Origin of the sequence: Halarchaeum sp. P4 (assembly GCF_051195175.1) — an archaeon.
GTDB lineage: Archaea > Halobacteriota > Halobacteria > Halobacteriales > Halobacteriaceae > Halarchaeum.
Genome location: NZ_JBNTKC010000001.1, coordinates 23,841 through 45,346 on the forward strand (window position 1 = coordinate 23,841; position 21,506 = coordinate 45,346).

Below are 21,506 nucleotides of genomic sequence, written 5' to 3' on the forward strand. Positions count from 1 at the left end.
GGGTCGGTGGTCTAGTCTGGTTATGACGGCTCCTTCACACGGAGCAGGCCGGCGGTTCGAATCCGCCCCGACCCATTCGTTCTCCTGACGCTTCCGAAGGAGCGACTGCGTCCCCTCGTCTAGTCACAGCGGCACGCGTTTCGGCGGCCAGACTTTTCCCGCATCCCTGAGTCCCACCGGATAATGGCTCTGCCACCGATATCGACGGGTATGCTGGTCGTCTTCGGCCTCGTGCTCGTGGCGCTGGTGTTGTTCGTCACGGAGGCGGTGCCGTCGGACATCACCGCTGTCGGGGTGTTGGTGGCGCTGGCGGTGCTCGAACCGTACACGGGCGTCTCGGCGCGGGACGCGATTTCGGGGTTCGCGAGCTCGGCGACCATCACCATCGTCGCGATGTACATTCTGAGTCGGGGCGTACAGGAGACGGGTATCGTGGAGCGCCTCGGCGTCCATCTGGCGCGCGTGACACGCGGCGACGAGGGCCGCCTGTTGGCGGCGACGGTGGGGACGACGGGCGTCTCGGCGGGCATCGTGAACAACACGCCGGTCGTGGCGGTGTTCATCCCGATGGTGTCGGGGCTTGCGGAGCGCGCGAACGTCTCGCCGTCGAAACTCCTCCTGCCGCTCTCGTATGCGGCGATGCTCGGCGGGACGCTGACCCTCATCGGGACGTCGACGAACCTCCTCGCGAGCGATTTCGCGCGCCAGATTCCGGGGCGTGGCGCCATCGGGATGTTCGAGTTCACGCCGCTCGGCATCGTCGTGTTCCTCGTGGGCGCGGCCTACCTCCTGACGGTGGGGCGGCGCCTGACGCCGGCGCGCGTGCCGGTGGACGCGGAGCTGACCGAGGAGTTCGACGTGGAGCGCCACCTCGTCCGCATGGACGTCCCCGAGGCGTCGTGGCTGGTGGGGCGACGCGTCGACGAGGTGCGCGAGGAATTCGCGGAGCAGGGCGGCCTCGACGTCGACGTCCTGCTCCTCGAGCGTGGCGAGGAGGCGTTCCACGCGCTGGCGTCCGACCAGACGTTCGCGGCGGACGACGTGCTGACGATGCGCGCGAGCGAGGAGACGGTCGACCGGCTCGCGGACCGTTACGGTCTGCGGCGTCGCCGGCAGGAGGAAGTCTCGACGGCGGACTTGACGACGGAGTCGAGCACGCTCGCGGAGGTCGTGGTGCTCGCGGACTCCCGGCTCGTCGGCGAGACGCCGGCGAGCGCGCGGCTCACGGAGCAGTTCGATTCGACGGTGCTGGCGCTTCAACGCGGCGACACCCTCATCGCGGACGTGGAGAACACGGAGTTCCGCGCGGGCGACTCGCTCCTCCTGCACACGACGCTCGCGGACGTCGAACACTTGCAGGACAGGGGGGACGTCGCGCTCGCGCATCTCCCGGAGGGCGCGCTGGACGTCATCGAACCGGAGGCGGACGAGGAGGAAGTCGCGCCGCTCAGCCCCAAAACCCCAATCGCGCTCGGCATCATGGGCGCGGTCGTCGTGCTCGCGGCGCTCGGCCTCGTCCCCATCGTCATCGCGGCGCTCGGCGGCGTCGTCGCGATGGTCGTCTCGGGCTGTCTCTCACCGTCGGACGCCTATGATGCGGTGAGCTGGAACGTCATCTTCCTGCTCGCTGGCGTCCTGCCGCTCGGCATGGCGATGCAGCGGACGGGCGGCGCGGCGTTCATCGCGAGCCTGCTCGTCCAGAGCGCGGACGTCCTCCCGGCCGTCGCGGTGCTCGCGCTCTTCTACCTCCTGACGGGTGCGTTCGCGAGCGTCATCACGCCGGTCGCGAGTGTCGTCCTGATGAGTCCCATCGCCATCGACACGGCGACGCGCATCGACGCCTCGCCGTTCTCCTTCCTGCTCGCCGTGATGTTCGCGGCGTCGGCGGCATTCTCGACGCCCATCGGCTACCAGACGAACCTGATGGTGTACGGGCCGGGTGGCTACACGTTCACGGACTACGTGCGCGTCGGCGGGCCGCTCCAGTTGCTCCTCGCCGTCGTCGTCACGCTCGGCATCGCGGTCTTCTTCGGCGTCTAGCGCGCGGCAAGCTCGAGCGCGAGCGATTCGAGGCGCTCGCGTTCGTCGATGACGTCGAGCCAGCGCTCAGGGAGCGCGTCCGCGCCGAAGCGCGCGCCGGCGACGGCACCCGCGACGGCACCCACGGTGTCGGTGTCGCCGCCGCGGTTGACCGCGGTGACGATGGCGTCCTCCGCACTCTCGGCGCAGAGGGCGTCGTGGAGCGCGGTCTGGAGCGTGTGGACGACGTAGCCCGTCGTCCGCAACACCGCGATTTCTCGGCCGTCGGCGACGGGAGCGAGGGCGTCGAGGAGTTCCGCGGGTGCGTCCCCGCGCACGGCGTCGAGCGCGTCGGCGAGCGGGTCGGCGGCGTCGCCGAGGAGGCCCGCGATGGTTCGGTCGAGAACGACACAGCCGTACGTACAGCGTGGGTCGGCGTGCGTGATGCGCGAGACGTCCCGACTTACCCGGTCAAGCGCCTCAGGGTCGTCGTGGTAGGCGACGGCGACCGGTGGGGTGCGCATCACGCTCCCGTTGCCGGCGTTGCTCCCTTCGGGACTCGCCTCCCAGACGCGTTCGCCCGCCTCGTCCCACGCGTCGCCGCGCTGGAGGCGCTGGAGCGCGCGCCGCGTCATCCCTCCGACGTCGAAGGGCCCCGACTCGTACCACGCGACGAAGCGCTCGGCGACGTCGGCGCCGTCGAAGCCGTCGCACGCGCGGAGGCTCTCGGCGACGCAGAGCGCTTGGTCGGTGTCGTCGGTGAGCGTGCCCGCGGGCTTGTTCCACGTGCCGTGGCCGACCATCTCGGTGAGCGTGCCGTGTCGCTCGGCGATGCGCGCGCCGCTCTCGAACTCGACGGGACGCCCGAGGGCGTCGCCGCACGCGAGTCCGAGGAGCACGCCGCTCGCGCGGTTCTCGTCCATGTCGTCCCGTCTCGTGTCACGAGACAAAAGTGTACGGTCCGTCCGCGGACGGCGCGCGTGCGAGGCGAGCTATCTCTCGACGGGGTCGTGGCGCGTGCGATAGCCCCACTCCGTCTCCGCGACGTCGCGCACGCTGTAGAGGAGGAGGTCGCGCTCGCGCTTCGTCTTCACGGGGACGTCGTAGTGGGTGGCGTCGTAGGCGAACTCGCCGTCGAACTCCGAGACGAACTCGCGGTGGCGCTCGAGGCGCTCGCGGGCGACGCGCTCCGTGAACGCCTCGACGTCGGTGAGCCGGTCGGCGAACGCCGCGACGAGACCCTCGTCGAGCTCGTAGCCCACGGAGTCGCGCGCGCCCGCCATCGCCGCGAGCGTCGTCGTCCCGGTGCCCCAGAAGGGGTCGAGAACAGTGTCGCCACGGACGCTGAACATGTGGACGAGTCGATAGGGAATCTCGAAGGGGTAGGCGGCGGAGCGTTCGCGCGCGCCGCGCGCCGCCGGGAGGCCCTGTCGGGTGCCTGTGACGTCCGTCCAGACGTCGCTGAACCACGTGTTGCGCTCCTCCCAGAAGTAGGCGGAGGCGTAGCGGTCCGGGTCGTTCGGCGGGAACGAGCGGCTCTCGGGCCCGTTGCGGAAGACGAGGACGTGCTCGTGTTCGAGCGTCACGTAGGCGTTCGGCGGGAGCGTTCCCGATCCCATGAACTTCGTCGCGCTGTTGGTGGGTTTGCGCCAGAGCACCTCGGGGAGCGGGTCGAACCCGCGCTCGCAGAAGGCATCCGCGACGCGCGCGTGGTTGCGGTAGACTCGAAAGGAGTCCGCAATCGTGCGGGTGGCGTCGCCGACGTCGACGCAGGCGATGCCACCGGGGACGAGGACGCGCTCGACTTCGTCCCAGACGGCGTCGAGGACGCCGTGCATCGCTTCGTAGGCACGCTCGCCGTCGCCGTCGTCGAGGGCGTCGGCGACGGCGGGGTCGGCGTCGGCGAACAGGTCGTCCCACATCTCGACCATCGGGTAGGGGGGCGAGGTGACGACGAGTTCGACGCTGTCGTCGTCGAGGGCGGCGAGGTCCCGCGCGTCATCGGCGACGACGCGGTGGGTAGTCTCCATACGTTCAGCGTGGCGCGGCCGCAGGGTTAACGGTTCGGGGTGCTATCGCCGCGCGCCCGGTTCGGGCTTCTCCCAGTCGAGGACGCCGAGGACGTCCCGGAGGAGCCACAGGCCGAGGAGGTAGACGACGACGGCGGCGATGACGAGGACGCCGAGCGCGCCGACGACGCCACCGTAGTAGAAGAGTGCGTAGGCCGTCGTCGGGTCGCTCGGCCGGAGGGCGACGCCGACCCCGGCGAGGACGAAGCCGGCGAGCCAGAGGACGGCACCGGCCGTGCTGACGACTGCGAGTTCCGGGTGGGCGAACCGGTAGAAGAACCCGGGGAGGCGACGCCGTTCCGACGAATCCGACATACGCGACGCTCGGGACGCGAGCGCCTTCAACCTCCCGGGACGGGGGCGGCCTAACTATGTTGGCCCGGAGCACTTCACTGCTCCAGCCGTACACGTTTGACACGATGCCCACGGACGAGAGCCGTCGCCACGAGACCCGCGCGGCGTTCGCCGTCCGGACGGGTACGACGCCGGCCCAGTTCGTCCTCGATGCGCTCGCCGAGAGCAGTGGACGGCTGTGCCAGCGTACCCTCGTCGAGCGCTCCGGACTCACCGAATCAGCCGTCTGCTGCGTCCTCGCCGACCTCGAGGACCGCGGCCGCATCACCCGAGTCCGCGTCGGTGGGCGAAACCTCGTCTTCCTCCCCGAGCACGCACCCGACTCGCTCGACGACTGAGTCGCCGTCCACGCGAGCACACGAAATATGACCACGTATCCCTCGACCGACGCCCTCCCGGACCTCCTCACGGACTCGGGGGTCCTCCAGTCGTTCGTCCGCGACGCCGACGACGCCCTCATCCTCCTCGCACCCGACGGAACGGTCGTCTACGCGAACGACGCGACCAGCGACCTCTGGGGATACGCGCCCGCTTCACTCACCGGGGGCCCCGTCGCGTCGCTCCTGCCGGGCACCGAGGCTGGGGAGGGGTACGACCGCTTGCGTGCGCTCGCGCGCGACCCCGACGACGTCGAGTGGGGCGACGGCGAACTCACTCTCGAAGACGCCGACGGGGAGGCCGTCCACGCGTTCGTCGACCTCCACGATGTCGCGGAAGCAGACGGCGACTATCTCCTCGCGCGCTGGCGCGACATCACCACGCGCCGTCGCCGCGAACGCACGCTTGAGCGTCTCGAACGCGTCGACGCGCTCGTCCGGGACGTCACGCAGGCCGTCATCGACGCGGACGACCGGGGAACCGTCGAGGAGACCGCGTGCGAGCAACTCGTGGCGACCGACCCGCACGTCTTCGCGTGGTTCGGCCGGCCGCGTCTCACCTCCGCGGACGTCGAACCGGTCGCGTGGGCGGCCGGCAACGCTCGCGCGTCGAACTACCTCGACGTCGTGGAGGTGACGACGGACGACACGGCCACCGGACAGGGGCCGACCGGGCGCGCGCTCCGTACGAAGTCAGTCGTCACCGTCGACGACGTGGATACGGACCCACGCTTCTCGCCGTGGGCGGGCACCGCGCGCGAGCACGGCTTCCGGTCGAGCGCCGCGGTTCCCGTTGCGACCGGCGACACCGTCTACGGCGCGCTCTCCGTCTACGCGGACGAGGCTCACGCGTTCGACGAGGTAACGGACGCACTCGCCGAACTCGGCCGCCTCGTCGCGAGCGCCATCGAGGCGAGCGAGCAGCGCAAACTCCTCTACGCCGACCGCGTCCTCGAGCTCGAACTCCGCGTCACCGACACCGGCGGCCTCATCGGCGCGACGGCCGCCCTCGACTGTACGCTCACGCTCGAGGGGTTCGTCCCCGACGACCCCGCCGTCCTCTACGTCGACGTGGACGGCGTCGACCCGCAGCGACTCCTCGACCATGCCGGCGACGCCCTCGAACACGGCCGCGTCGTCCACACGCACGAGGAGCGCGCCGGCGGCCTCGTCGAGGCGGCGCTCGCCGACGGCGACATCGTCGCCACGCTCGCGGACGCCGGCGCGCGCGTCCAGTCCGCCGTCGTCGCGAGCGGCGACGGCCACTTCGTCGTGCGGGCCGCCCCGGACGCGGACGTCCGGGGTATCGTCGACCACGTCCGGCGCATCCACCCGAACGCCGACCTCGTCTCGAAGCGCGAAGTCGACCGCCAGCGCCGCCCGTTTACGGACGTCCGCGGCGAAGTCCACGACCGCCTCACCGACCGCCAGCACACCGCCCTCCAGACCGCCTACTACGCGGGCTACCTCCGGTGGCCCCGCGAGTCCAGCGGCGAGGACGTCGCGGAGACGATGGGTGTCTCCCCGCCGACTTTCTACCAGCACTTCCGCGCCGGCGAACGGAAACTGTTCGACGCGTTCTTCGGGGAATAGGTCGTGCTACGCGCGACCAGACGCCGACCGCTGAGCGACGGGAGCGACCCGCTCGGTTGCCTCCTGCACGCACAGCGCCGCCGCTCGGCGTGCGTTGAAAGAAGTGAGACAGTCGGGTGAGGACCTCTACAGGAGGTCTTCGACGTGCTCGGCGACTTCCTCGGGGGTGTCGCCGACGGGGACGCCCGCGTCGTTGAGGGCGTTGATCTTGGACTCCGCGGTGCCCGTACCGGAACCGGAGACGATGGCGCCGGCGTGGCCCATGCGCTTGCCCGGGGGCGCGGTGCGGCCGGCGATGAAGCCGACGACGGGCGTGTCCATGTTCTCCGCGATGTACGCGGCGGCCTCCTCCTCGTCCTCGCCACCGATTTCACCGCACATCGCGATGACGTCGGTGTCGGGGTCGTTCTCGAACTCCTCGAGGGCGTCGATGAACGACGTGCCGATGATGGGGTCGCCGCCGATGCCGATGGCGGTGGTCTGGCCGATGCCGCGCTCGGTGAGGCTGTCGACGACCTGGTAGGTGAGGGTGCCGGAGCGGGAGACGAGACCGACGTTCCCCTCGGAGAAGATGTTCCCCGGGAGGATGCCGAGCTTCGCCTCGCCGGGCGTGATGATGCCCGGGCAGTTCGGTCCCTGCAGGCGCGTGTCGACTTCCGTCAGACGCTTGTTGACCTTCGCCATGTCCTGCGTCGGGATGCCCTCCGTGATGGCGACGACGAGGTCGAGGTCCGTGTCGAGGGCCTCGAAGATGGCGTCACCGGCGAACGCCGGCGGCACGAAGACGACGGAGGCGTCGGCGTCCTCCTCCTCGACGGCTTCCTCGACGGTGTCGTAGACGGGGACACCGGCGACTTCCTGGCCGCCCTTGCCGGGCGAGGTGCCGGCGACGATGTTCGTGCCGTACTCGATCATCTGTTCGGTGTGGAACTTCCCCTCGCCGCCGGTGATACCCTGAACGACGACGCGGGTGTCTTCGTCGACTAGAATGCTCATTGTTCGTCCTCCGCGTATTCGACGGCGCGCTGAACGGCGCCTTCGAGGGTTTCTTCGACCGTGACGAGCTCGTCGTTGAGGATTTCGCGTCCCTCCTCGGCGTTCGTCCCGGCGAGCCGGACGACGACCTTCTTCGGAATCTCGTCGAACTGCTCGAGGGCCTCGTTGATGCCCTTCGCGACTTCGTCACCGCGCGTAATACCGCCGAAGATGTTGAAGACGACGGCGTCGACGTTCTCGTCGGAGAAGACCATGTCGAGGGCGTTCGCGACGCGCTCGGCCTTCGCGCCGCCGCCGATGTCGAGGAAGTTCGCGGGCTTCCCGCCGTAGTAGTCGACGAGGTCGAGCGTCGTCATGACGAGACCCGCGCCGTTGCCGATGATGCCGACGTTGCCGTCGAGGCGGACGTAGTCGAAGCCGTACTCGTTGGCCTTGGCTTCGAGTTCGTCCTCGGCGGCCTCGTCCTCCATCTCCGCGAGGTCGGGGTGGCGGAAGAGGGCGTCCTCGTCGATGTTGAGGACGGCGTCCGCGGCGATGACCTCGTCCTCCTCGGTAATCATGAGGGGGTTGATTTCGGCGTCGGAGGCGTCCTTGTCCTCCCAGAGGTCGTAGAGCGTCGTGAGAATGCTCGCGACGTCGCGAGCGACTTCCTTGGGGACGCCGGCGTCGTAGACGACCTTCCGGGCCTGATAGGGATGCATGCCGAAGGCGGGGTCGATGTGCTCCCGGGCGATGGCCTCGGGGTTCTCCTCGGCGACCTCCTCGATGTTGACGCCGCCCTGCGTGGAGACCATGGCGACGGGCTTGCCCTCGCCGCGGTCCATCGTGACGCCGACGTAGAGTTCGTTCTTGAAGTCGACGGCGCCCTCGACGAGGACCTTGTCGACGGTGTAGCCCTTGAGGTCCATACCGATGATGTCCTCGGCGGCCTCGCGCGCTTCCGTCGCGTCCTCGGCGAGTTTGATGCCGCCAGCCTTCCCGCGTCCACCGACGTGGACCTGTGCCTTCACCGCAACCGGGTACCCGATTTCCTCGGCCTGCTCGACGACCTCGTCAACGGTGGTCGCGAGCGCGGACGGGGGCGTCGGGATGCCCGCGTCGGCGAAGACGTCCTTCGCCTGGTATTCGTGCAGCCTCATTTGTGACTCGCCTCGTAGGTTTCCGAGAGGGTGAGTTAGTGTTTCCGGAACGGACCGAGCGCGGCGGTGCACGTCCGTCCGGAGACGCCGGGCGAATCGGCGCCGACGGCCACCTCCTCGTCGCGGGCTCGTGGCCCCGCAGACGTGTCTCCGTCCCAAACATTATGGTTCGATGGCATTGACTCGGCAGTGCATGTCACGGATACTCAAGGTGTCCGGCTTCGCCGGGCTGACGGTGCAGATGGTGTGGGGAATCGGCAACGTCGCGGGCCACATGGTGGGCGTGCCGCCATACTGGGGACAACTCGTCGGCGCGCACGCGCACTTCGGCGTGCTCGGCATCCTCGCGGTGGTCACCGGCCTCGCAATCGACCACTACGGCACCACGGGCAAGCGGCGGAGTATCGCCACGTGGGGCTTCATTGCGGGCCAGTGGCTCCTCCCCGGAACGCTCGTCGTGCAGGCGACGCTCGGCATCCCGCAACTCGGCATGCTCGCGTTCCTCTGGGGCATCCTGCTCGCCGCCGCGATGGCCGTCATGACGCTCGAAGCGCTCGCCGAGCCGGCCTGACGGGTTCGCCCACACTTATCTCCCCGCGCCGCCATGCCCCTCCCATGCGCGCTGTCCGCTACCACGAGACCGGCGGCCCCGACGTACTACAGGTCGACGAGGACGTCCCGAAACCGGAACCGAGCGCGGGCGAAGTCCGCATCGAGGTGAAGGCCGCGGGCGTCAACCCCGTGGACACCTACTTCCGTGAGGGGGACTACGAGCCACCGGACCTCCCGATGATTCCGGGCTCGGACGTCTCCGGCGTCGTGGACGCCGTCGGCGACGACGTCACGGAATGGTCGGTCGGCGACCGCGTCTTCGGCACCGGCCTCGGCAACTGGAACCAGGGCTCCTACGCGGAGTACGCCGTCGCGCCCGCGGACTCGCTCGCGCCGCTCCCCGCCGGCGTCTCCTTCGCCGAGGGTGCGGCCGTCGCGCTCGTCGGCGTCACGGCGTGGCGCGCGCTCGTCCACCACGGCGACCTCGAACCCGCCGAGACCTGCCTCGTCCACGGTGGCTCCGGTGGGGTCGGTCACGTCGCCGTCCAACTCGCGGACGCCGCGGGCGCGACGGTCACGACGACCGCGAGCGAGGAGTACCACAGCCGCCTGCGGACGCTCGGCGCGGACACCGTCCTCGACTACCGACGCGACGACCTCGCGGACGCCGTCGTCGAGGCGGGCGCACCCGACGTGATACTCGACCACCGCGTCGACGACTACTTCGGCTTCGACGCCGAGGTCGCCGCGCCCGGCGCGGACGTCGTCGCCATCGGGAACACCGAGAACGCCGCGACGCTCCCGGACGTCCCGGGTGCTCGCGCGAAGGAACTCTCCGTCTCGCTGATGAGCATGTACAACACGCCGGACCTCGGCGCGGTGCTCGGCCGGCTCGCCACGCTGCTCGCGGACGGTCGCCTCGCGCCCGACATCGAGCGGAGCTACGCCCTCGCGGAGGCCGCGGACGCCCAGCGCGCGGTGCTCGAGGAGTCCTTCTTCGGCAAACTCGTCGTCGAACCGTAATCGACCCACCCCGAGCGGGCCGGAAATCGGCGGAGTATGCCGCCGACTGACACGTATCGTGCGTGTGCGAAACGCACGCTTATTAGGCCGGACCACTCACACCATGACTGGACATGGCACAACGAGAGACTTGGACGACCCGCGCGGGGTTCATCTTCGCCGCGGTCGGTAGCGCAGTGGGGCTGGGGAACATCTGGTCGTTCCCGTTCCAGACAGCATCGAACGGCGGGGCGGCCTTCCTCGTGGTTTACCTCCTCGCCGTCTTCCTCATCGGCTTCCCGACGATGCTCATCGAGTTCGTCATCGGGCGGCGCTCGAAGCAGAACGCCGTCTCCGCCTTCGAGGAACTCGGCTACGGGAACTGGACGATTGCGGGCGCGACGGGCGTCCTCGCGTCGTTCATCACGCTCTCCTTCTACAGCGTCGTCGGCGGCTGGGTCATCAGTTACATCGTCGGGAGCGTGACCGGGGGCTACCTCGGGAACGCGAGCGGCTACTTCGGCGGCGTCTCCTCCGGACTCATCGCGGTCGGCGCGCACGCGCTCTTCATCGCGATTACCATCGGCATCGTCGCGTTCGGCGTCGCGGACGGTATCGAGCGCGCGACCAAGTTCATGATTCCCGCGATTCTCGTCCTCCTCGTCGGCCTCGCCGCGTGGGGCGCGACCCTCCCCGGGGCGGCCGCGGGCTACAGCTACTACCTCTCGCCCGACTTCTCCGTCATCGCGAGCAACTTCAGCTCCATCGTGCCCAACGCGATGGGGCAGGCGTTCTTCACGCTCTCGCTCGGGTTCGGCGTGATGATCGCCTACGCGTCCTACCTCGGCCGCGACGACAGCCTCCCGGGTGACAGCGCCATCATCGTCATCCTCAACACCGTCGTCGCACTCCTCGCCGGCTTCGCCGTCTTCCCGATTCTCGCCGCGACGGACACGCTCACCGGCTCGACTGGCGCCGGGACCGCGTTCATCGCGCTCGCGGGCGCGTTCGGGCAGGTGCCCGCCGGTCAGGTCATCGGCTTCGTCTTCTTCGTCGTCCTGCTGTTCGCCGCGCTCTCCTCCTCCATCAGCCTGCTTGAAGCGCCGACGTCCTACATCGTCGACTCGCGGGACACCGACCGGCGGACTGTCGCCGTCGGCATCGGCGCCGTCGCCTTCGTCCTCGGCATCGCGCCGGCGTACGGCTACGTCGGGCTCTTCAACGACTTCGTCTTCAACATCATGCTCCCCATCGCGGTGCTGCTCATCGCGCTCTTCGCGGGCTGGGTCGCCAACCGTGAGGCCGTCGACGAGCTCGGCCGCGGGAGCACGCTCGGCGAGGGCGCGACGACGGTCTGGCTCTGGTGGGTGCGCATCGTCGTCCCCATCGCCGTCATCGTCACGCTCTACCTCGGCGTCATGAACTTCGGCGGAAACCTGCTGTCCGGCGCCTACTTCTGAGGCGCTGACAGCCGTCTCGCCGATTTTCTCGCATCACTGTATCGACACAATGGCTGTCTCGCGGCCGTTACTGCCGCTTTTTCGCCGTTGCGTCATGCGAAACCCTCTTGAATACCTGCGTGTTACCCCGTGTCAATGGCACGAGAGACATGGAAAACACGCGCGGGGTTCATCCTCGCGGCCGTCGGCTCCGCGGTCGGCCTCGGGAACGTCTGGCGCTTCCCGTGGATGACCGCGAACAACGGCGGCAGCGCGTTCCTCCTCCTCTACCTCGGTATCATCCTGCTAGTCGGCGTCCCCGGACTTCTCGGCGCGTTCGTCATCGGCCGGCGCTCGAACCGGAACCCCGTCGGCGCGCTCCACTCGCTCTCGGGTGGCTCGCGCCTCTGGGCGGCCTTCGGTCTCTTCGCCGTCGTCACCACGCTCCTCTTGGTGTCGTTCTACAGCGTCGTCGGCGGCTGGTTCGTCCGCTACACCGCCGCCTCCGTCGCCGGTAGCTACTTCGGCCAGTCCGGCGCCTACTTCTCCGCCATCAGTTACGGCCCTGGCGCGCTCGCGTTTGGGTTCGCGTTCCTCGGCGCCACCGCCGCCATCGTCTACGGCGGCGTCGAGAAGGGCATCGAGCGCGCGACGAAGGTGATGATGCCTGCCATCATCCTCCTGCTCATCGCGCTCGCCGGCTGGACGTTCACCCGGCCGGGCGCCATCGACGGCGCGACGTTCTTCCTCTCTCCCGACATCGCCTACCTGCGCGCGAACTTCCTCGACATCCTCCCGGCGGCCGTCGGGCAGGCGCTCTTCACGCTCTCGCTCGGCACCGGGACGATGATCACGTACTCCTCCTACCTCGGCGAGGAGCGCTCGCTCCCCGGCGACGCCACCACCATCGCCGTGCTCAACACAGCCGTCGGCGTCCTCGCGGGCCTGCTCGTCTTCCCGCTCCTGTTCAGCTTCGGCCTCGACGTCGGGAGCGGCGGCCCCGGCGCCATCTTCGTCTCCGTCGCGAGCGCGTTCGCCTCCCTCGGCCTGCTCGGGCGCGCCCTCGGCGTCCTGTTCTTCGCCGTCGTTCTGCTCGCCGCGCTCTCCTCCTCGATTAGCATGCTGGAGATTCCCGTCGCCTATCTCGTCGACGAACACGGCGTCTCCCGAGCGAAAGCGACCGGCGCCGTCACCGGCCTCGTCGCCGTCGGCGCCGCGGCCTGCGCGCTCGACAAGGCGACCTTCGGCCTACTCGCGAACACCCTCGTCAACCTCCTGATGACCGCCGGCCTCGCCGGCTTCCTCCTCTTCGTCGGCTGGGTGCTCGGCTCGCGCGCCCTCGATGAGTACCGCGCCGGCGCAGGCGAGTTCGCCCGCTCGCTCGCGACGCCGTGGCTCCTCTTCGTCGGCGTCCTCATCCCGATCTTCCTCGTCTTCACGCTCATCACGGGTCTCCTCTCGGCCCTCGGGGTCACCGTCGGCCAGCTCGATGTGCTCGGCGTCCGCGTGGCGTCCTCGACGCTCGCGCTCGCCGCCGCCGTCGTCGGCGTTCTCCTCGCCGTCGCCGGTCTCCGGCGTCCGGACTCCGTCTTCTGAAGCACGCGCGCAGACTCCGTCATTCGGTGTTCTTTTGACGACGACCGGTGAAACGGGATTCAACAAATGACGATGGAAGAGCGCATCGAGGAACTGCGCGAGCGGAAACGCCGCGCCGAAAAGGGCGGCGGCGAGGCCCGCATCGAGTCCCAGCACGAGAAGGGCAAGATGACGGCGCGCGAGCGCATCGACTACTTCCTCGACGACGGCACCTTCACGGAGTTCGACCAACTGCGGACGCACCGGTCGCATAACTTCGGGATGGAGGAGAACAAGATTCCCGGCGACGGCGTCGTCACCGGCTACGGCGAAGTGAACGGCCGCAAGACGTTCGTCTTCGCCCACGACTTCACGGCCTTCGGCGGGTCGCTCGGCGAAGTCTTCTGCCAGAAGGTCTGTAAGGTGATGGACAAGGCGATGGAAGTCGGCGCGCCCGTCATCGGCCTCAACGACTCCGCCGGCGCGCGCATCCAGGAGGGCGTCGAGTCCCTCGGTGGCGTCGGCGAAATCTTCCACAAGAACCAGCAGGCGAGCGGCGTCATCCCCCAGATATCGGCCATCATGGGGCCGTGTGCGGGCGGGGCCGTCTACTCGCCCGCGCTCACCGACTTCGTCTTCATGGTCAAGGAGACGAGCCACATGTTCATCACCGGCCCGGACGTCATCGAGACCGTCACCGGTGAGGAAGTCGGCTTCGACGAACTCGGCGGCGCGACCACCCACACCTCCACCTCGGGCGTCGCGCACTTCGCCGAGGAGTCCGAGGAGGACGCCCTCGACGACATCCGCCGGCTCCTCTCCTACCTCCCGCAGAACAACGTCGAGGACCCGCCCCGGGTCGAGCCGTGGGACGACCCCGACCGGCGACCCGAGGCCCTTGAGGACATCGTCCCCGACGAGCCGCGCAAGCCCTACGACGCGACGGACGTCGTCGAGGAAGTGATGGACGAGGGCTCCTTCTTCGAGGTCCAGGCGGACTTCGCGAAAAACCTCGTCGTCGGGTTCGCGCGCCTCGACGGCCGGTCCGTGGGCGTGGTCGCGAACCAGCCGCGGGTGAACGCCGGCACGCTCGACATCGACGCCTCCGAGAAGGCCTCCCGGTTCGTGCGCTTCTGTGACTCCTTCAACGTCCCAATTGTCTCCTTCGTGGACGTCCCGGGCTTCCTCCCCGGCACCGACCAGGAGCACGAGGGCATCATCCGGCACGGCGCGAAGCTCCTCTACGCCTACAGCGAGGCGAGCGTCCCACTCCTCACCGTCATCACGCGCAAGGCCTACGGGGGCGCGTACGACGTGATGGCCTCGAAGCATCTCGGCGCGGACGTCAACTACGCGTGGCCGACCGCCGAAATCGCCGTGATGGGGCCGCGCGGCGCCGTCAACGTCCTCTACCGGAAGGAACTCGCGGAGGCCGAGGACGAGGACGAACTCCGGGACGCGCTCGTCGAAGAATACCGCGAGGAGTTCGCGAACCCCTACACCGCCGCCGACCGCGGTTTCCTCGACGACGTCATCGAGCCGGCGGACACCCGCCAGCGGCTCATCAGCGACCTGGAGATGCTGTCGACGAAGCGCGAGTCCGGGCCCGACAAGAAACACGGCAACATCCCGCTATAGATGCAGGTCGACGCACCCGAGAGCGCGAGCGCGGAGGAGGCGGCCGCCGTCGTCGCCGCGATCGAGGCGCACCTCAGCGAGCAGCGCGCCCGCCTCGCCGCCGCGGCGCGCGCCGCCCGACAGGACGAACCGTCGTGGGACGGCGAGAAGTGGCGCTTCGCGGGTCGCCTCGAGGCCATCGGCGCCGAGGGTGGGCGCGTCCCCGACGGCGCGCCGACGGACGCGTGGAGCGCCGCGGGTCGGGCGGACCGGTTCTGAAGTTCGAGGCTTTTTCCGCACGCCCTGCCTCTCACGGCGTATGATCGAACGCATTTGGCACGCACGTGCGGAACCCGAGGACGCTGACGAGTACGAGCAGATGCTCGAACACGAGATCGTCCCGGAGTTCGAGGCGCACATCGACGGCCTGCTCGGCTTCCGGCTCGGCCGCCGGGAGACGGCGAGCGGGATGGTCGAGCTCGTGACGACGATGACCTTCGAGGACTGGGAGGCCGTCGAGGAGTTCGCGGGCGAGGACTACGAGGCCGCACACGTCCCCGAGATCGCCCAGGACGTCCTGAAGGACTGGGAGCCGACGGCGCGCCACTACGAGTGTGAGGACCTCGTCTAGACGCTGGTGAGATAGCCGCCGGTGCGGAGGACGAAGTAGCCGGCGAAGAGGAGCGCGAGCACCCACTGGCCGACGTGGACGTCGTCCCACTCGCCCGCGAACGCCTTCATCACGGGGTAGGTGATGACGCCGGCGGCGATGCCGTAGGCGATGGAGTAGGTGAACGGCATGACGATGACCGTGAGACCGGCGGGCACGGCGTGCGTGGGGTCGTGCCAGTCGACGTCGCTGACGTTCCCGAGCATGAGGACGGCGACGACGACGAGGGCGATGTGGCTGGCGTACTGGGGAATGGCGGCCGCGAGCGGGACGAACGCGACGGCGGCGAAGAAGCCGAGCGCGACGACGAGCGCGGTCATACCCGTTCGACCGCCTTCCTCGATGCCGGTGGCGGACTCGACGTAGGTGGTGACGGTGGAGGTGCCGAGCATCCCGCCGACGGTGGTGCCGACGGCGTCAGCCATCAGCGGCTTGTCCATGTCGGGGAGGTCGCCGTTCTCGTCGAGGAAGCCGCCGATTTGGCCGACGCCGGTGAGCGTCCCGGCGGTTTCGAGGAAGTCCACGAAGAAGAACGTGAGGACGACGAGCGTGAACGCGAGCGCGTCGAGGTCACGGAACCCGGCGAGGAACGCGCCGACGAGCGGCGTGATGTCCCACGTGGGTGCGGGGAGACTGGGCGCGAGCGGGACGGAGTCGTGGGGGCTCGTGTAGCCGAGCGCGGCCGCCCCCCATCCGAGGACGCTCGTGACGAGAATGCCGACGACGATGCTGCCCGTCACGCCCCGGACGTAGAGGCCGAACGTGAGGAAGAGGCCGAGCACGCTGATGATCGCGACGGGGTCGGAGGCGACGGCGCCGAGCGTGAGGAGCGTGGAGGGGTCGCTGATGACGATGAACGTCTTCTCGAGGCCGATGAGTGCGAGGAAGAGGCCGAGCGCCGCGCCGACGGCGAACTTGACTGGTTCGGGGAAGAGGTTGATAACGTACTCGCGGGCGCCGACGAGCGTGAGGAGGATGAAGAGGACGCCCTCGACGACGATGGCGGCGAGCGCCGTCTGCCAGGGGACGCCCATCGCGCCGACGACGGTGAAGGCGAAGAAGGCGTTGAGACCCATCCCGGGCGCGAGGCCGAACGGCCGGTTCGCGTAGAACGCCATCACGAGCGTCGCGGCCCCCGCGGAGAGCGCGGTGACGACGGCGAGCATCTGGAGCGTCGCGGCGTCGCCCGCGCCCGTGTCGATGGCGGCGACGAGGATGGCGGGGTTGACGACGACGATGTAGGACATCGTGAGGAACGTCGTGATGCCGGCCACCACCTCGGTGCGGAGGTCGGTGTCGTGCGCGTCGAACTCGAAGACGGCCGCGAGCCTGTCGCTGAGAGTCATGCCCCTCCGCGGGGAGCGGCCTCGTGGATATAGAGGTGTCGTCTCGACGCGCGCGGCGGACCGACAACGTAAGGTGGCCGCTGCCGGAAAACCCCGGTATGTTCGAGAAGGTTCTCGTCGCGAACCGGGGCGAGATCGCCGTTCGCGTGATGCGGGCGTGCGAGGACCTCGGCGTCGAGACGGTCGCGGTCTACTCCGAGGCGGACAAGCACTCGGGTCACGTCCGGTACGCGGACGAGGCCTACCGCGTCGGCCCGGCGCGCGCCGCCGAGTCCTACCTCGACCAGGAGGCCATCGTCGAGGCCGCCCTCGAGGCTGGTGCGGACGCCATCCACCCGGGCTACGGCTTCCTCGCGGAGAACGCCGAGTTCGCGGCGCTCGTCGAGGAGACGGAGGGTCTCACGTGGGTCGGCCCCTCCAGCGACGCGATGGAGCAGCTCGGCGAGAAGACCGGCGCACGCACCGTGATGGACGCCGCGGACGTCCCCATCGTCCCCGGGACGACGGACCCCGTCGAGGACGCCGACGAGGTCCGGGCGTTCGGCGAGGAGCACGGCTACCCCATCGCCATCAAGGCGGAGGGCGGCGGCGGCGGGCGCGGCATGAAGGTCGTCGAGGAGGAGAGCGAGGTCGAGGAGCAACTCGAGGCCGCGAAACGCGAGGGCGAGGCCTACTTCGGGAACGACTCCGTCTACCTCGAGCGCTACCTCGCGGACCCGAAGCACATCGAGGTGCAGGTCATCGCGGACGAACACGGCAACGTCCGGCATCTCGGCGAGCGCGACTGTTCGCTCCAGCGCCGCCACCAGAAGGTCATCGAGGAGGGCCCGAGCCCCTCGCTGGACGCGGATATGCAGACCGAGATTCGGGAGGCTGCACGGCGCGGCGTCGAGGCCGCGGACTACGTGAACGCGGGCACCGTCGAGTTCCTCGTCTCCGGTGACGAGTTCTTCTTCCTCGAAGTGAACACCCGGATTCAGGTCGAGCACACCGTCACCGAGGAGATTACGGGCGTCGACATCGTGAAGTGGCAGCTCCGGGTGGCGGCCGGCGAGGAACTCGCGTTCGCCCAGGAGGACGTCGAGATTGAGGGGCACGCGATGGAGTTCCGCATCAACGCGGAGAACGCTGCGGAGGACTTCGCGCCCGCGACGGGCGGCACGCTCGACGTCTACGACCCGCCCGGCGGCATCGGCGTGCGCGTGGACGACGCGCTCCGGCAGGGCGACGATCTCGTGACCGACTACGACTCGATGGTCGCGAAACTCGTCGTCTACGGCGCCGACCGCGAGGAGTGTATCGCGCGCTCGAAGCGCGCGCTCGCCGAGTACGACGTCGAGGGAATCGTCACCATCATTCCGTTCCACCGGCTGATGCTCGAGGACGAGACGTTCGTCGCCGGCGAGCACACGACGACGTACCTCGACGAGGAGTTCGACGAGACGCAACTCTACGACGCCCAGGAGCGCTGGGGCTCCGAACCGAGCGAGTCCGAGGGCGAGGAGACGGCCCGCGAGCGCGAGTTCACCGTCGAGGTGAACGGGAAGCGCTTCGAGGTGAACCTCGAGGAGCACGGCGACGTGCCGGCGATTCCCGACGTCGAGGCCGACGACTCCGCGGCGCCGTCCGCGCCCGTCGGCCCCGGCGGCGACGAGTCCGAGGGGGAGACGGTCGTGGAGGCGGGCGGCGAGACCGTCGAGGCGGAGATGCAGGGCACCATCCTCTCCGTCGACGTCTCTGCGGGCGACGTCGTCGAACCCGGCGACGTCCTCGTCGTCCTCGAGGCGATGAAGATGGAGAACGACGTCGTCGCCTCCCACGGCGGCACCGTCTCGCAGGTGGCCGTCGAGGAGGGCGAGAGCGTCGACATGGGTGACGTCCTCGTCGTCATCGAATAGGCAAGGTTTGCCGCCCGAACGCCGAACGACGTTCAGTTTACTGCCGATTTCGCCCAAGTTTTTATACACAACTACATCCTATCAACGAGTGTACAGAGTCGGCCGACCGACGACGGATAGGGGATCACGAGGGAGGGGAACATGTCCTCGTTCACCGAAACACTCCGCCGATACAAGCGCGACGGGTGTTCGATACTCGTCACCGGCGCCGCGGGAGCGAGCGCGACGGCACGCGCGACCCGGAAACTGCTCGGGTCGCCAGCGGAGCGACGCGTTCGTCTGCTCGCGCTGACCGACCCGGCGTTCGACGACCCGAGCACACTCCTGCCGGGCGGCGTCGACACCGACGACGAGGCACTGCGCGTCCTCGACTACCGGGACACCGCCCGCACCGCCGTCCTCGCAGACCGACCCGGCGACGGCTGTGCGGACACCGACATCGAGCGCCTCCCCGACGTCGCCGCCGACACCGCCGAACGCGCCACCACCGCCGACGAGGGCGCGTTCCGCGCGGGCCTCGTCTCGCTCGACCCGCTCATCGACGCGCGCGGCGTGGACGAGACAGCGAACCTCGCCGCCACCGTCGGCACTACCGTCTCGGACGCACAGGGAATGTTCCACGCGCACCTGCGCGTCCCCGACGACGACGCCCTCGTCGCCGAGTTCGCGCCGCTCTTCGACGCGCGCATCGAACTCCGTCGGCGCCGCGGCCACGTCCCCGAGCAACGCTGGCACCTCCCCGAGGAGACGTCGCCGTGGCTGGAACTCTGAGACGTTTTTACGCCACCCACGTCTACACCGCAGCGTGAACGAGACACGCCGCGCCGTCCTCGACGCGCTCGCGGACGGCCCCGTCTCCGGGCCGGAACTCGCCGACGCGCTCGACGTCTCGCGCGCCGCGGTCTGGAAGCACGTCGAGGCGCTGCGCGACGCCGGGTTCGGTGTCGAGAGCACCGGGTCGGGCTACGTCCTCTCCGAGATACCCGAGTACGGCGGTCTCGCCGTCGAATACGGCCTCACAGCGCCGTTCGAGGTCGAGTACCACGACAGCGTCCCGAGCACGAACGACCGGGCGCGCGACCTCGCCGCCGACGGCGCGAGCGACGTCGTCGTCCTCGCGGACGAGCAGACTGGTGGACGTGGCCGCCTCGAGCGCGAGTGGGCGTCGCCCTCCGGCGGCGTCTGGATGAGCGTCGTCTGCCGGCCGGACCTCCCGCCGGCACGCGTCACCCTCCTGACCGTCGCGATGAGCGCCGCCGTCTGCGGGGCGGTCCGCGAGGCCGGCGTCCCCGCCGAAATCAAGTGGCCGAACGACCTCCTCGTGCCCGACCCCGACGCGGAACGCGGCGGCCGGAAGCTCGCCGGGATTCTCACCGAGATGGAGGGCGAGGCCGGACAGGTGTCGTGGGTCGTCGTCGGTGTCGGCCTGAACGCGAACGTCCCGGCCAACGACCTCCCCGAGGGCGCGACCAGCCTCCTCGTCGAGCGCGGCGACCCCGTCGAGCGCCGCACCCTCGTCCAGCGCGCGCTCGAGCGCTTCGTCGAGTTGCGCGCGGACCCGGCGGCGGCCCGCGAGGCGTGGCGCGAGCAGGCGGCGACGCTCGGCACCCGCGTGCGCGTCACGCTCCCGACCGAGACAGTCGTCGGCGAGGCCGTGGACGTCACGGACGTCGGCGCGCTCGTCGTGGAGACGGACGCCGGCGAGGAGCGCGTCGTCCACGCCGGCGAGTGCGAGCACCTCCGACCCGTCTAGTTAGGTCGAGTGGACGACGTTCGTCACGTCACTCTTGCTCGCGCGCCGCACGGCCGCCCGAACGGGGTCCTGGTAGCCCGCGAGGTTGTGCGAGTCGCCGTCGAGCACGAGGAGGTTCGCGTCCCGACCCTCGGCGATGAGGCCGTCGTTTCGGCCGGCGATGTCCGCGCCCGCCGTCGTCGCCATCCGCAGCACCTCGACGGCGCTCACGTCGTATCGTTTCGCCGTGTAGGCCATCTCGCGGAACATCGACGGCGAGTTCAACATCACGTTGTCGGTACCGAGCGCGACCGTCGTCCGCTCGAGGAGTTCTGGGACGTCCGGCAGGCCGACGTTCGTCACAAGGTTCGAGCGCGGACAGACCGCAATCGGCACGTCCGAGTCCGCGACGCGGTCGAGGTGGACGTCGTCCGCGTGGACCATGTGGACGAGCAGGTCCGGGTCGAGGTCGAGTGCGGGATGGATGTCGCTGTCGTCGACTTCGCCCGCGTGGATGGCGAAGAACTTCCCGGCGTCACGGGCGGCCTGCCGTTCGCGCGTGAAGTCCGCGTCGTTCGCGCCGCTCGCCCCATATCCGTCGGCGACGTCGAGGACGTTCGGGTCGTCGCGGCCGAGGATGAACGTGTCGACGTCGATGCCGGCGGTGGCCTCGCGGAGTGCCTCGGCGCCCGCGACGCCGCCCTCGCGGAATTCGAGCGTGGCAGCGGTGCCCGACTCGGCCATGTACTGCAGGGAGCGACGCATCCCCGCGACGAGTTCCTCGCGGTCGGCCTGTCGGAGCAGGCGGTGCTTGAGGCCGTCCGGCGGCGCGACGAGCTCCTCGAGCGAGAGGCCCCGACCCGCGTCCTTCGCGATGGAGTCCCCGAGATGGGTGTGCGCGTTCACGAACGCCGGGAGGACGATGTCGTCGCTCTCGACGCTCGCCTCCTCGACGGCGACGATTTCCCCGTCCTCCACGACCACGCGACCCTCCACGGCCGCGAAGTCGCGGCCGGCGAGGATGGTGCCCTCGATTTCCATGGTGGGAGTGTGGGGCGGACGGGCTTAGTTCTCCGCGAAGTCGAACTGCGTGCCGGGGCGTCCCGCGTGCGCCGTCGCTTACGCGCC

General features: G+C 69.4%; 20 protein-coding genes and 1 tRNA gene. 14 read left to right on the forward strand and 7 right to left on the reverse strand.

All coding sequences use genetic code 11. From position 1 onward, the window contains the following. Both ACQUS8_RS00120 and ACQUS8_RS00125 read left to right on the forward strand, forming a co-directional pair. Positions 1-75: transfer RNA gene (locus ACQUS8_RS00120), tRNA-Val, on the forward strand. Positions 76-183: 108 nt separating this feature from the next. Then, positions 184-2,040, forward strand: coding sequence for an SLC13 family permease (locus tag ACQUS8_RS00125; RefSeq protein ID WP_435095151.1), 1,857 nt, complete (start codon positions 184-186; stop codon positions 2,038-2,040). On the opposite strand, the gene ACQUS8_RS00130 is transcribed toward ACQUS8_RS00125, so the two are convergent. The 3 genes from ACQUS8_RS00130 to ACQUS8_RS00140 all read right to left on the reverse strand — a co-directional run bounded on the left by ACQUS8_RS00130 (position 2,037) and on the right by ACQUS8_RS00140 (position 4,403). Next, positions 2,037-2,942 carry an ADP-ribosylglycohydrolase family protein gene (locus ACQUS8_RS00130; protein ID WP_435095153.1) on the reverse strand — a complete coding sequence of 302 codons (906 nt, stop codon included), beginning with the start codon at positions 2,940-2,942 and terminating at the stop codon, positions 2,037-2,039. The genes ACQUS8_RS00125 and ACQUS8_RS00130 overlap by 4 nt on opposite strands. A gap of 69 nt (positions 2,943-3,011) precedes the next feature. After that, a complete protein-coding gene (locus ACQUS8_RS00135) occupies positions 3,012-4,049 on the reverse strand; it encodes a DNA-methyltransferase (RefSeq protein ID WP_435095155.1) in 1,038 nt (345 codons plus the stop codon). Between the two features lie 42 nt (positions 4,050-4,091). Then, the gene (locus tag ACQUS8_RS00140; RefSeq protein WP_435095157.1) at positions 4,092-4,403 is read right to left on the reverse strand and encodes a hypothetical protein; all 312 of its coding nucleotides are present in this window, start codon (positions 4,401-4,403) and stop codon (positions 4,092-4,094) included. A gap of 104 nt (positions 4,404-4,507) precedes the next feature. Between ACQUS8_RS00140 and ACQUS8_RS00145 the strand changes: the two genes are divergently transcribed. Both ACQUS8_RS00145 and ACQUS8_RS00150 read left to right on the forward strand, forming a co-directional pair. After that, entirely contained in the window at positions 4,508-4,780 is a 273-nt protein-coding gene (locus ACQUS8_RS00145; RefSeq protein WP_435095159.1) for a helix-turn-helix transcriptional regulator, read from the forward strand. A gap of 27 nt (positions 4,781-4,807) precedes the next feature. Then, positions 4,808-6,412, forward strand: a complete 1,605-nt coding sequence (locus ACQUS8_RS00150; RefSeq protein ID WP_435095161.1) for a bacterio-opsin activator domain-containing protein — start codon at positions 4,808-4,810, stop codon at positions 6,410-6,412. Between the two features lie 126 nt (positions 6,413-6,538). Here ACQUS8_RS00150 and sucD read toward each other — a convergent pair whose 3' ends face one another. Together sucD and sucC are read right to left on the reverse strand one after the other, a co-directional pair. Beyond that, positions 6,539-7,408: a succinate--CoA ligase subunit alpha gene (sucD, locus tag ACQUS8_RS00155; RefSeq protein WP_435095163.1), complete on the reverse strand. Its 870-nt coding sequence runs from the start codon at positions 7,406-7,408 to the stop codon at positions 6,539-6,541. Further along, complete coding sequence (gene sucC / locus ACQUS8_RS00160) at positions 7,405-8,547, reverse strand: ADP-forming succinate--CoA ligase subunit beta (protein ID WP_435095165.1); 1,143 nt, start codon at positions 8,545-8,547, stop codon at positions 7,405-7,407. Before sucC ends, sucD begins: the two co-directional genes overlap by 4 nt. A gap of 193 nt (positions 8,548-8,740) precedes the next feature. On the opposite strand from sucC, the gene ACQUS8_RS00165 reads away from it, so the two are divergent. The 7 genes from ACQUS8_RS00165 (at position 8,741) to ACQUS8_RS00195 (ending at position 15,363) form a co-directional block, all read left to right on the forward strand. After that, positions 8,741-9,118: a hypothetical protein gene (locus ACQUS8_RS00165; RefSeq protein WP_435095167.1), complete on the forward strand. Its 378-nt coding sequence runs from the start codon at positions 8,741-8,743 to the stop codon at positions 9,116-9,118. A 44-nt stretch (positions 9,119-9,162) separates the two neighbouring features. Beyond that, positions 9,163-10,122 (forward strand): NADPH:quinone reductase, encoded by a 960-nt coding sequence (locus ACQUS8_RS00170; protein WP_435095169.1) that lies wholly within the window; start codon positions 9,163-9,165, stop codon positions 10,120-10,122. A gap of 113 nt (positions 10,123-10,235) precedes the next feature. Beyond that, a complete protein-coding gene (locus ACQUS8_RS00175; RefSeq protein ID WP_435095171.1) occupies positions 10,236-11,561 on the forward strand; it encodes a sodium-dependent transporter in 1,326 nt (441 codons plus the stop codon). Between the two features lie 135 nt (positions 11,562-11,696). After that, positions 11,697-13,136, forward strand: coding sequence for a sodium-dependent transporter (locus ACQUS8_RS00180; RefSeq protein ID WP_435095173.1), 1,440 nt, complete (start codon positions 11,697-11,699; stop codon positions 13,134-13,136). A gap of 72 nt (positions 13,137-13,208) precedes the next feature. Further along, a complete protein-coding gene (locus tag ACQUS8_RS00185; RefSeq protein WP_435099236.1) occupies positions 13,209-14,753 on the forward strand; it encodes an acyl-CoA carboxylase subunit beta in 1,545 nt (514 codons plus the stop codon). Beyond that, positions 14,754-15,011, forward strand: a complete 258-nt coding sequence (locus ACQUS8_RS00190) for an acc operon protein (protein ID WP_435095175.1) — start codon at positions 14,754-14,756, stop codon at positions 15,009-15,011. Positions 15,012-15,051: 40 nt separating this feature from the next. Further along, positions 15,052-15,363: an antibiotic biosynthesis monooxygenase gene (locus tag ACQUS8_RS00195; protein ID WP_435095177.1), complete on the forward strand. Its 312-nt coding sequence runs from the start codon at positions 15,052-15,054 to the stop codon at positions 15,361-15,363. Here the strand turns inward: ACQUS8_RS00195 and ACQUS8_RS00200 are convergent. Further along, complete coding sequence (locus ACQUS8_RS00200; protein WP_435095179.1) at positions 15,360-16,748, reverse strand: NCS2 family permease; 1,389 nt, start codon at positions 16,746-16,748, stop codon at positions 15,360-15,362. The two genes, ACQUS8_RS00195 and ACQUS8_RS00200, sit on opposite strands and share 4 nt — an antisense overlap. Positions 16,749-16,846: 98 nt before the next feature. Between ACQUS8_RS00200 and ACQUS8_RS00205 the strand changes: the two genes are divergently transcribed. The 3 genes from ACQUS8_RS00205 to ACQUS8_RS00215 all read left to right on the forward strand — a co-directional run bounded on the left by ACQUS8_RS00205 (position 16,847) and on the right by ACQUS8_RS00215 (position 20,399). Further along, positions 16,847-18,646: an acetyl-CoA carboxylase biotin carboxylase subunit gene (locus tag ACQUS8_RS00205; RefSeq protein ID WP_435095181.1), complete on the forward strand. Its 1,800-nt coding sequence runs from the start codon at positions 16,847-16,849 to the stop codon at positions 18,644-18,646. A gap of 141 nt (positions 18,647-18,787) precedes the next feature. Further along, positions 18,788-19,417, forward strand: a complete 630-nt coding sequence (locus ACQUS8_RS00210; RefSeq protein ID WP_435095183.1) for a DUF7504 family protein — start codon at positions 18,788-18,790, stop codon at positions 19,415-19,417. Positions 19,418-19,451: 34 nt separating this feature from the next. Beyond that, positions 19,452-20,399: a biotin--[acetyl-CoA-carboxylase] ligase gene (locus ACQUS8_RS00215; protein ID WP_435095185.1), complete on the forward strand. Its 948-nt coding sequence runs from the start codon at positions 19,452-19,454 to the stop codon at positions 20,397-20,399. On the opposite strand, the gene ACQUS8_RS00220 is transcribed toward ACQUS8_RS00215, so the two are convergent. After that, complete coding sequence (locus ACQUS8_RS00220; RefSeq protein WP_435095187.1) at positions 20,400-21,419, reverse strand: amidohydrolase family protein; 1,020 nt, start codon at positions 21,417-21,419, stop codon at positions 20,400-20,402. Between the last annotated feature and the right edge of the window lie 87 nt (positions 21,420-21,506).

Bases quoted from the DNA above. Each gene is read 5' to 3' on its own strand.
- ACQUS8_RS00125 (WP_435095151.1), top strand. From the start codon at position 184: ATGGCTCTGCCACCGATATCGACGGGTATGCTGGTCGTCTTCGGCCTC.
- ACQUS8_RS00130 (WP_435095153.1), bottom strand. From the start codon at position 2,942: ATGGACGAGAACCGCGCGAGCGGCGTGCTCCTCGGACTCGCGTGCGGC.
- ACQUS8_RS00135 (WP_435095155.1), bottom strand. From the start codon at position 4,049: ATGGAGACTACCCACCGCGTCGTCGCCGATGACGCGCGGGACCTCGCC.
- ACQUS8_RS00140 (WP_435095157.1), bottom strand. From the start codon at position 4,403: ATGTCGGATTCGTCGGAACGGCGTCGCCTCCCCGGGTTCTTCTACCGG.
- ACQUS8_RS00145 (WP_435095159.1), top strand. From the start codon at position 4,508: ATGCCCACGGACGAGAGCCGTCGCCACGAGACCCGCGCGGCGTTCGCC.
- ACQUS8_RS00150 (WP_435095161.1), top strand. From the start codon at position 4,808: ATGACCACGTATCCCTCGACCGACGCCCTCCCGGACCTCCTCACGGAC.
- sucD (WP_435095163.1), bottom strand. From the start codon at position 7,408: ATGAGCATTCTAGTCGACGAAGACACCCGCGTCGTCGTTCAGGGTATC.
- sucC (WP_435095165.1), bottom strand. From the start codon at position 8,547: ATGAGGCTGCACGAATACCAGGCGAAGGACGTCTTCGCCGACGCGGGC.
- ACQUS8_RS00165 (WP_435095167.1), top strand. From the start codon at position 8,741: ATGTCACGGATACTCAAGGTGTCCGGCTTCGCCGGGCTGACGGTGCAG.
- ACQUS8_RS00170 (WP_435095169.1), top strand. From the start codon at position 9,163: ATGCGCGCTGTCCGCTACCACGAGACCGGCGGCCCCGACGTACTACAG.
- ACQUS8_RS00175 (WP_435095171.1), top strand. From the start codon at position 10,236: ATGGCACAACGAGAGACTTGGACGACCCGCGCGGGGTTCATCTTCGCC.
- ACQUS8_RS00180 (WP_435095173.1), top strand. From the start codon at position 11,697: ATGGCACGAGAGACATGGAAAACACGCGCGGGGTTCATCCTCGCGGCC.
- ACQUS8_RS00185 (WP_435099236.1), top strand. From the start codon at position 13,209: ATGGAAGAGCGCATCGAGGAACTGCGCGAGCGGAAACGCCGCGCCGAA.
- ACQUS8_RS00190 (WP_435095175.1), top strand. From the start codon at position 14,754: ATGCAGGTCGACGCACCCGAGAGCGCGAGCGCGGAGGAGGCGGCCGCC.
- ACQUS8_RS00195 (WP_435095177.1), top strand. From the start codon at position 15,052: ATGATCGAACGCATTTGGCACGCACGTGCGGAACCCGAGGACGCTGAC.
- ACQUS8_RS00200 (WP_435095179.1), bottom strand. From the start codon at position 16,748: ATGACTCTCAGCGACAGGCTCGCGGCCGTCTTCGAGTTCGACGCGCAC.
- ACQUS8_RS00205 (WP_435095181.1), top strand. From the start codon at position 16,847: ATGTTCGAGAAGGTTCTCGTCGCGAACCGGGGCGAGATCGCCGTTCGC.
- ACQUS8_RS00210 (WP_435095183.1), top strand. From the start codon at position 18,788: ATGTCCTCGTTCACCGAAACACTCCGCCGATACAAGCGCGACGGGTGT.
- ACQUS8_RS00220 (WP_435095187.1), bottom strand. From the start codon at position 21,419: ATGGAAATCGAGGGCACCATCCTCGCCGGCCGCGACTTCGCGGCCGTG.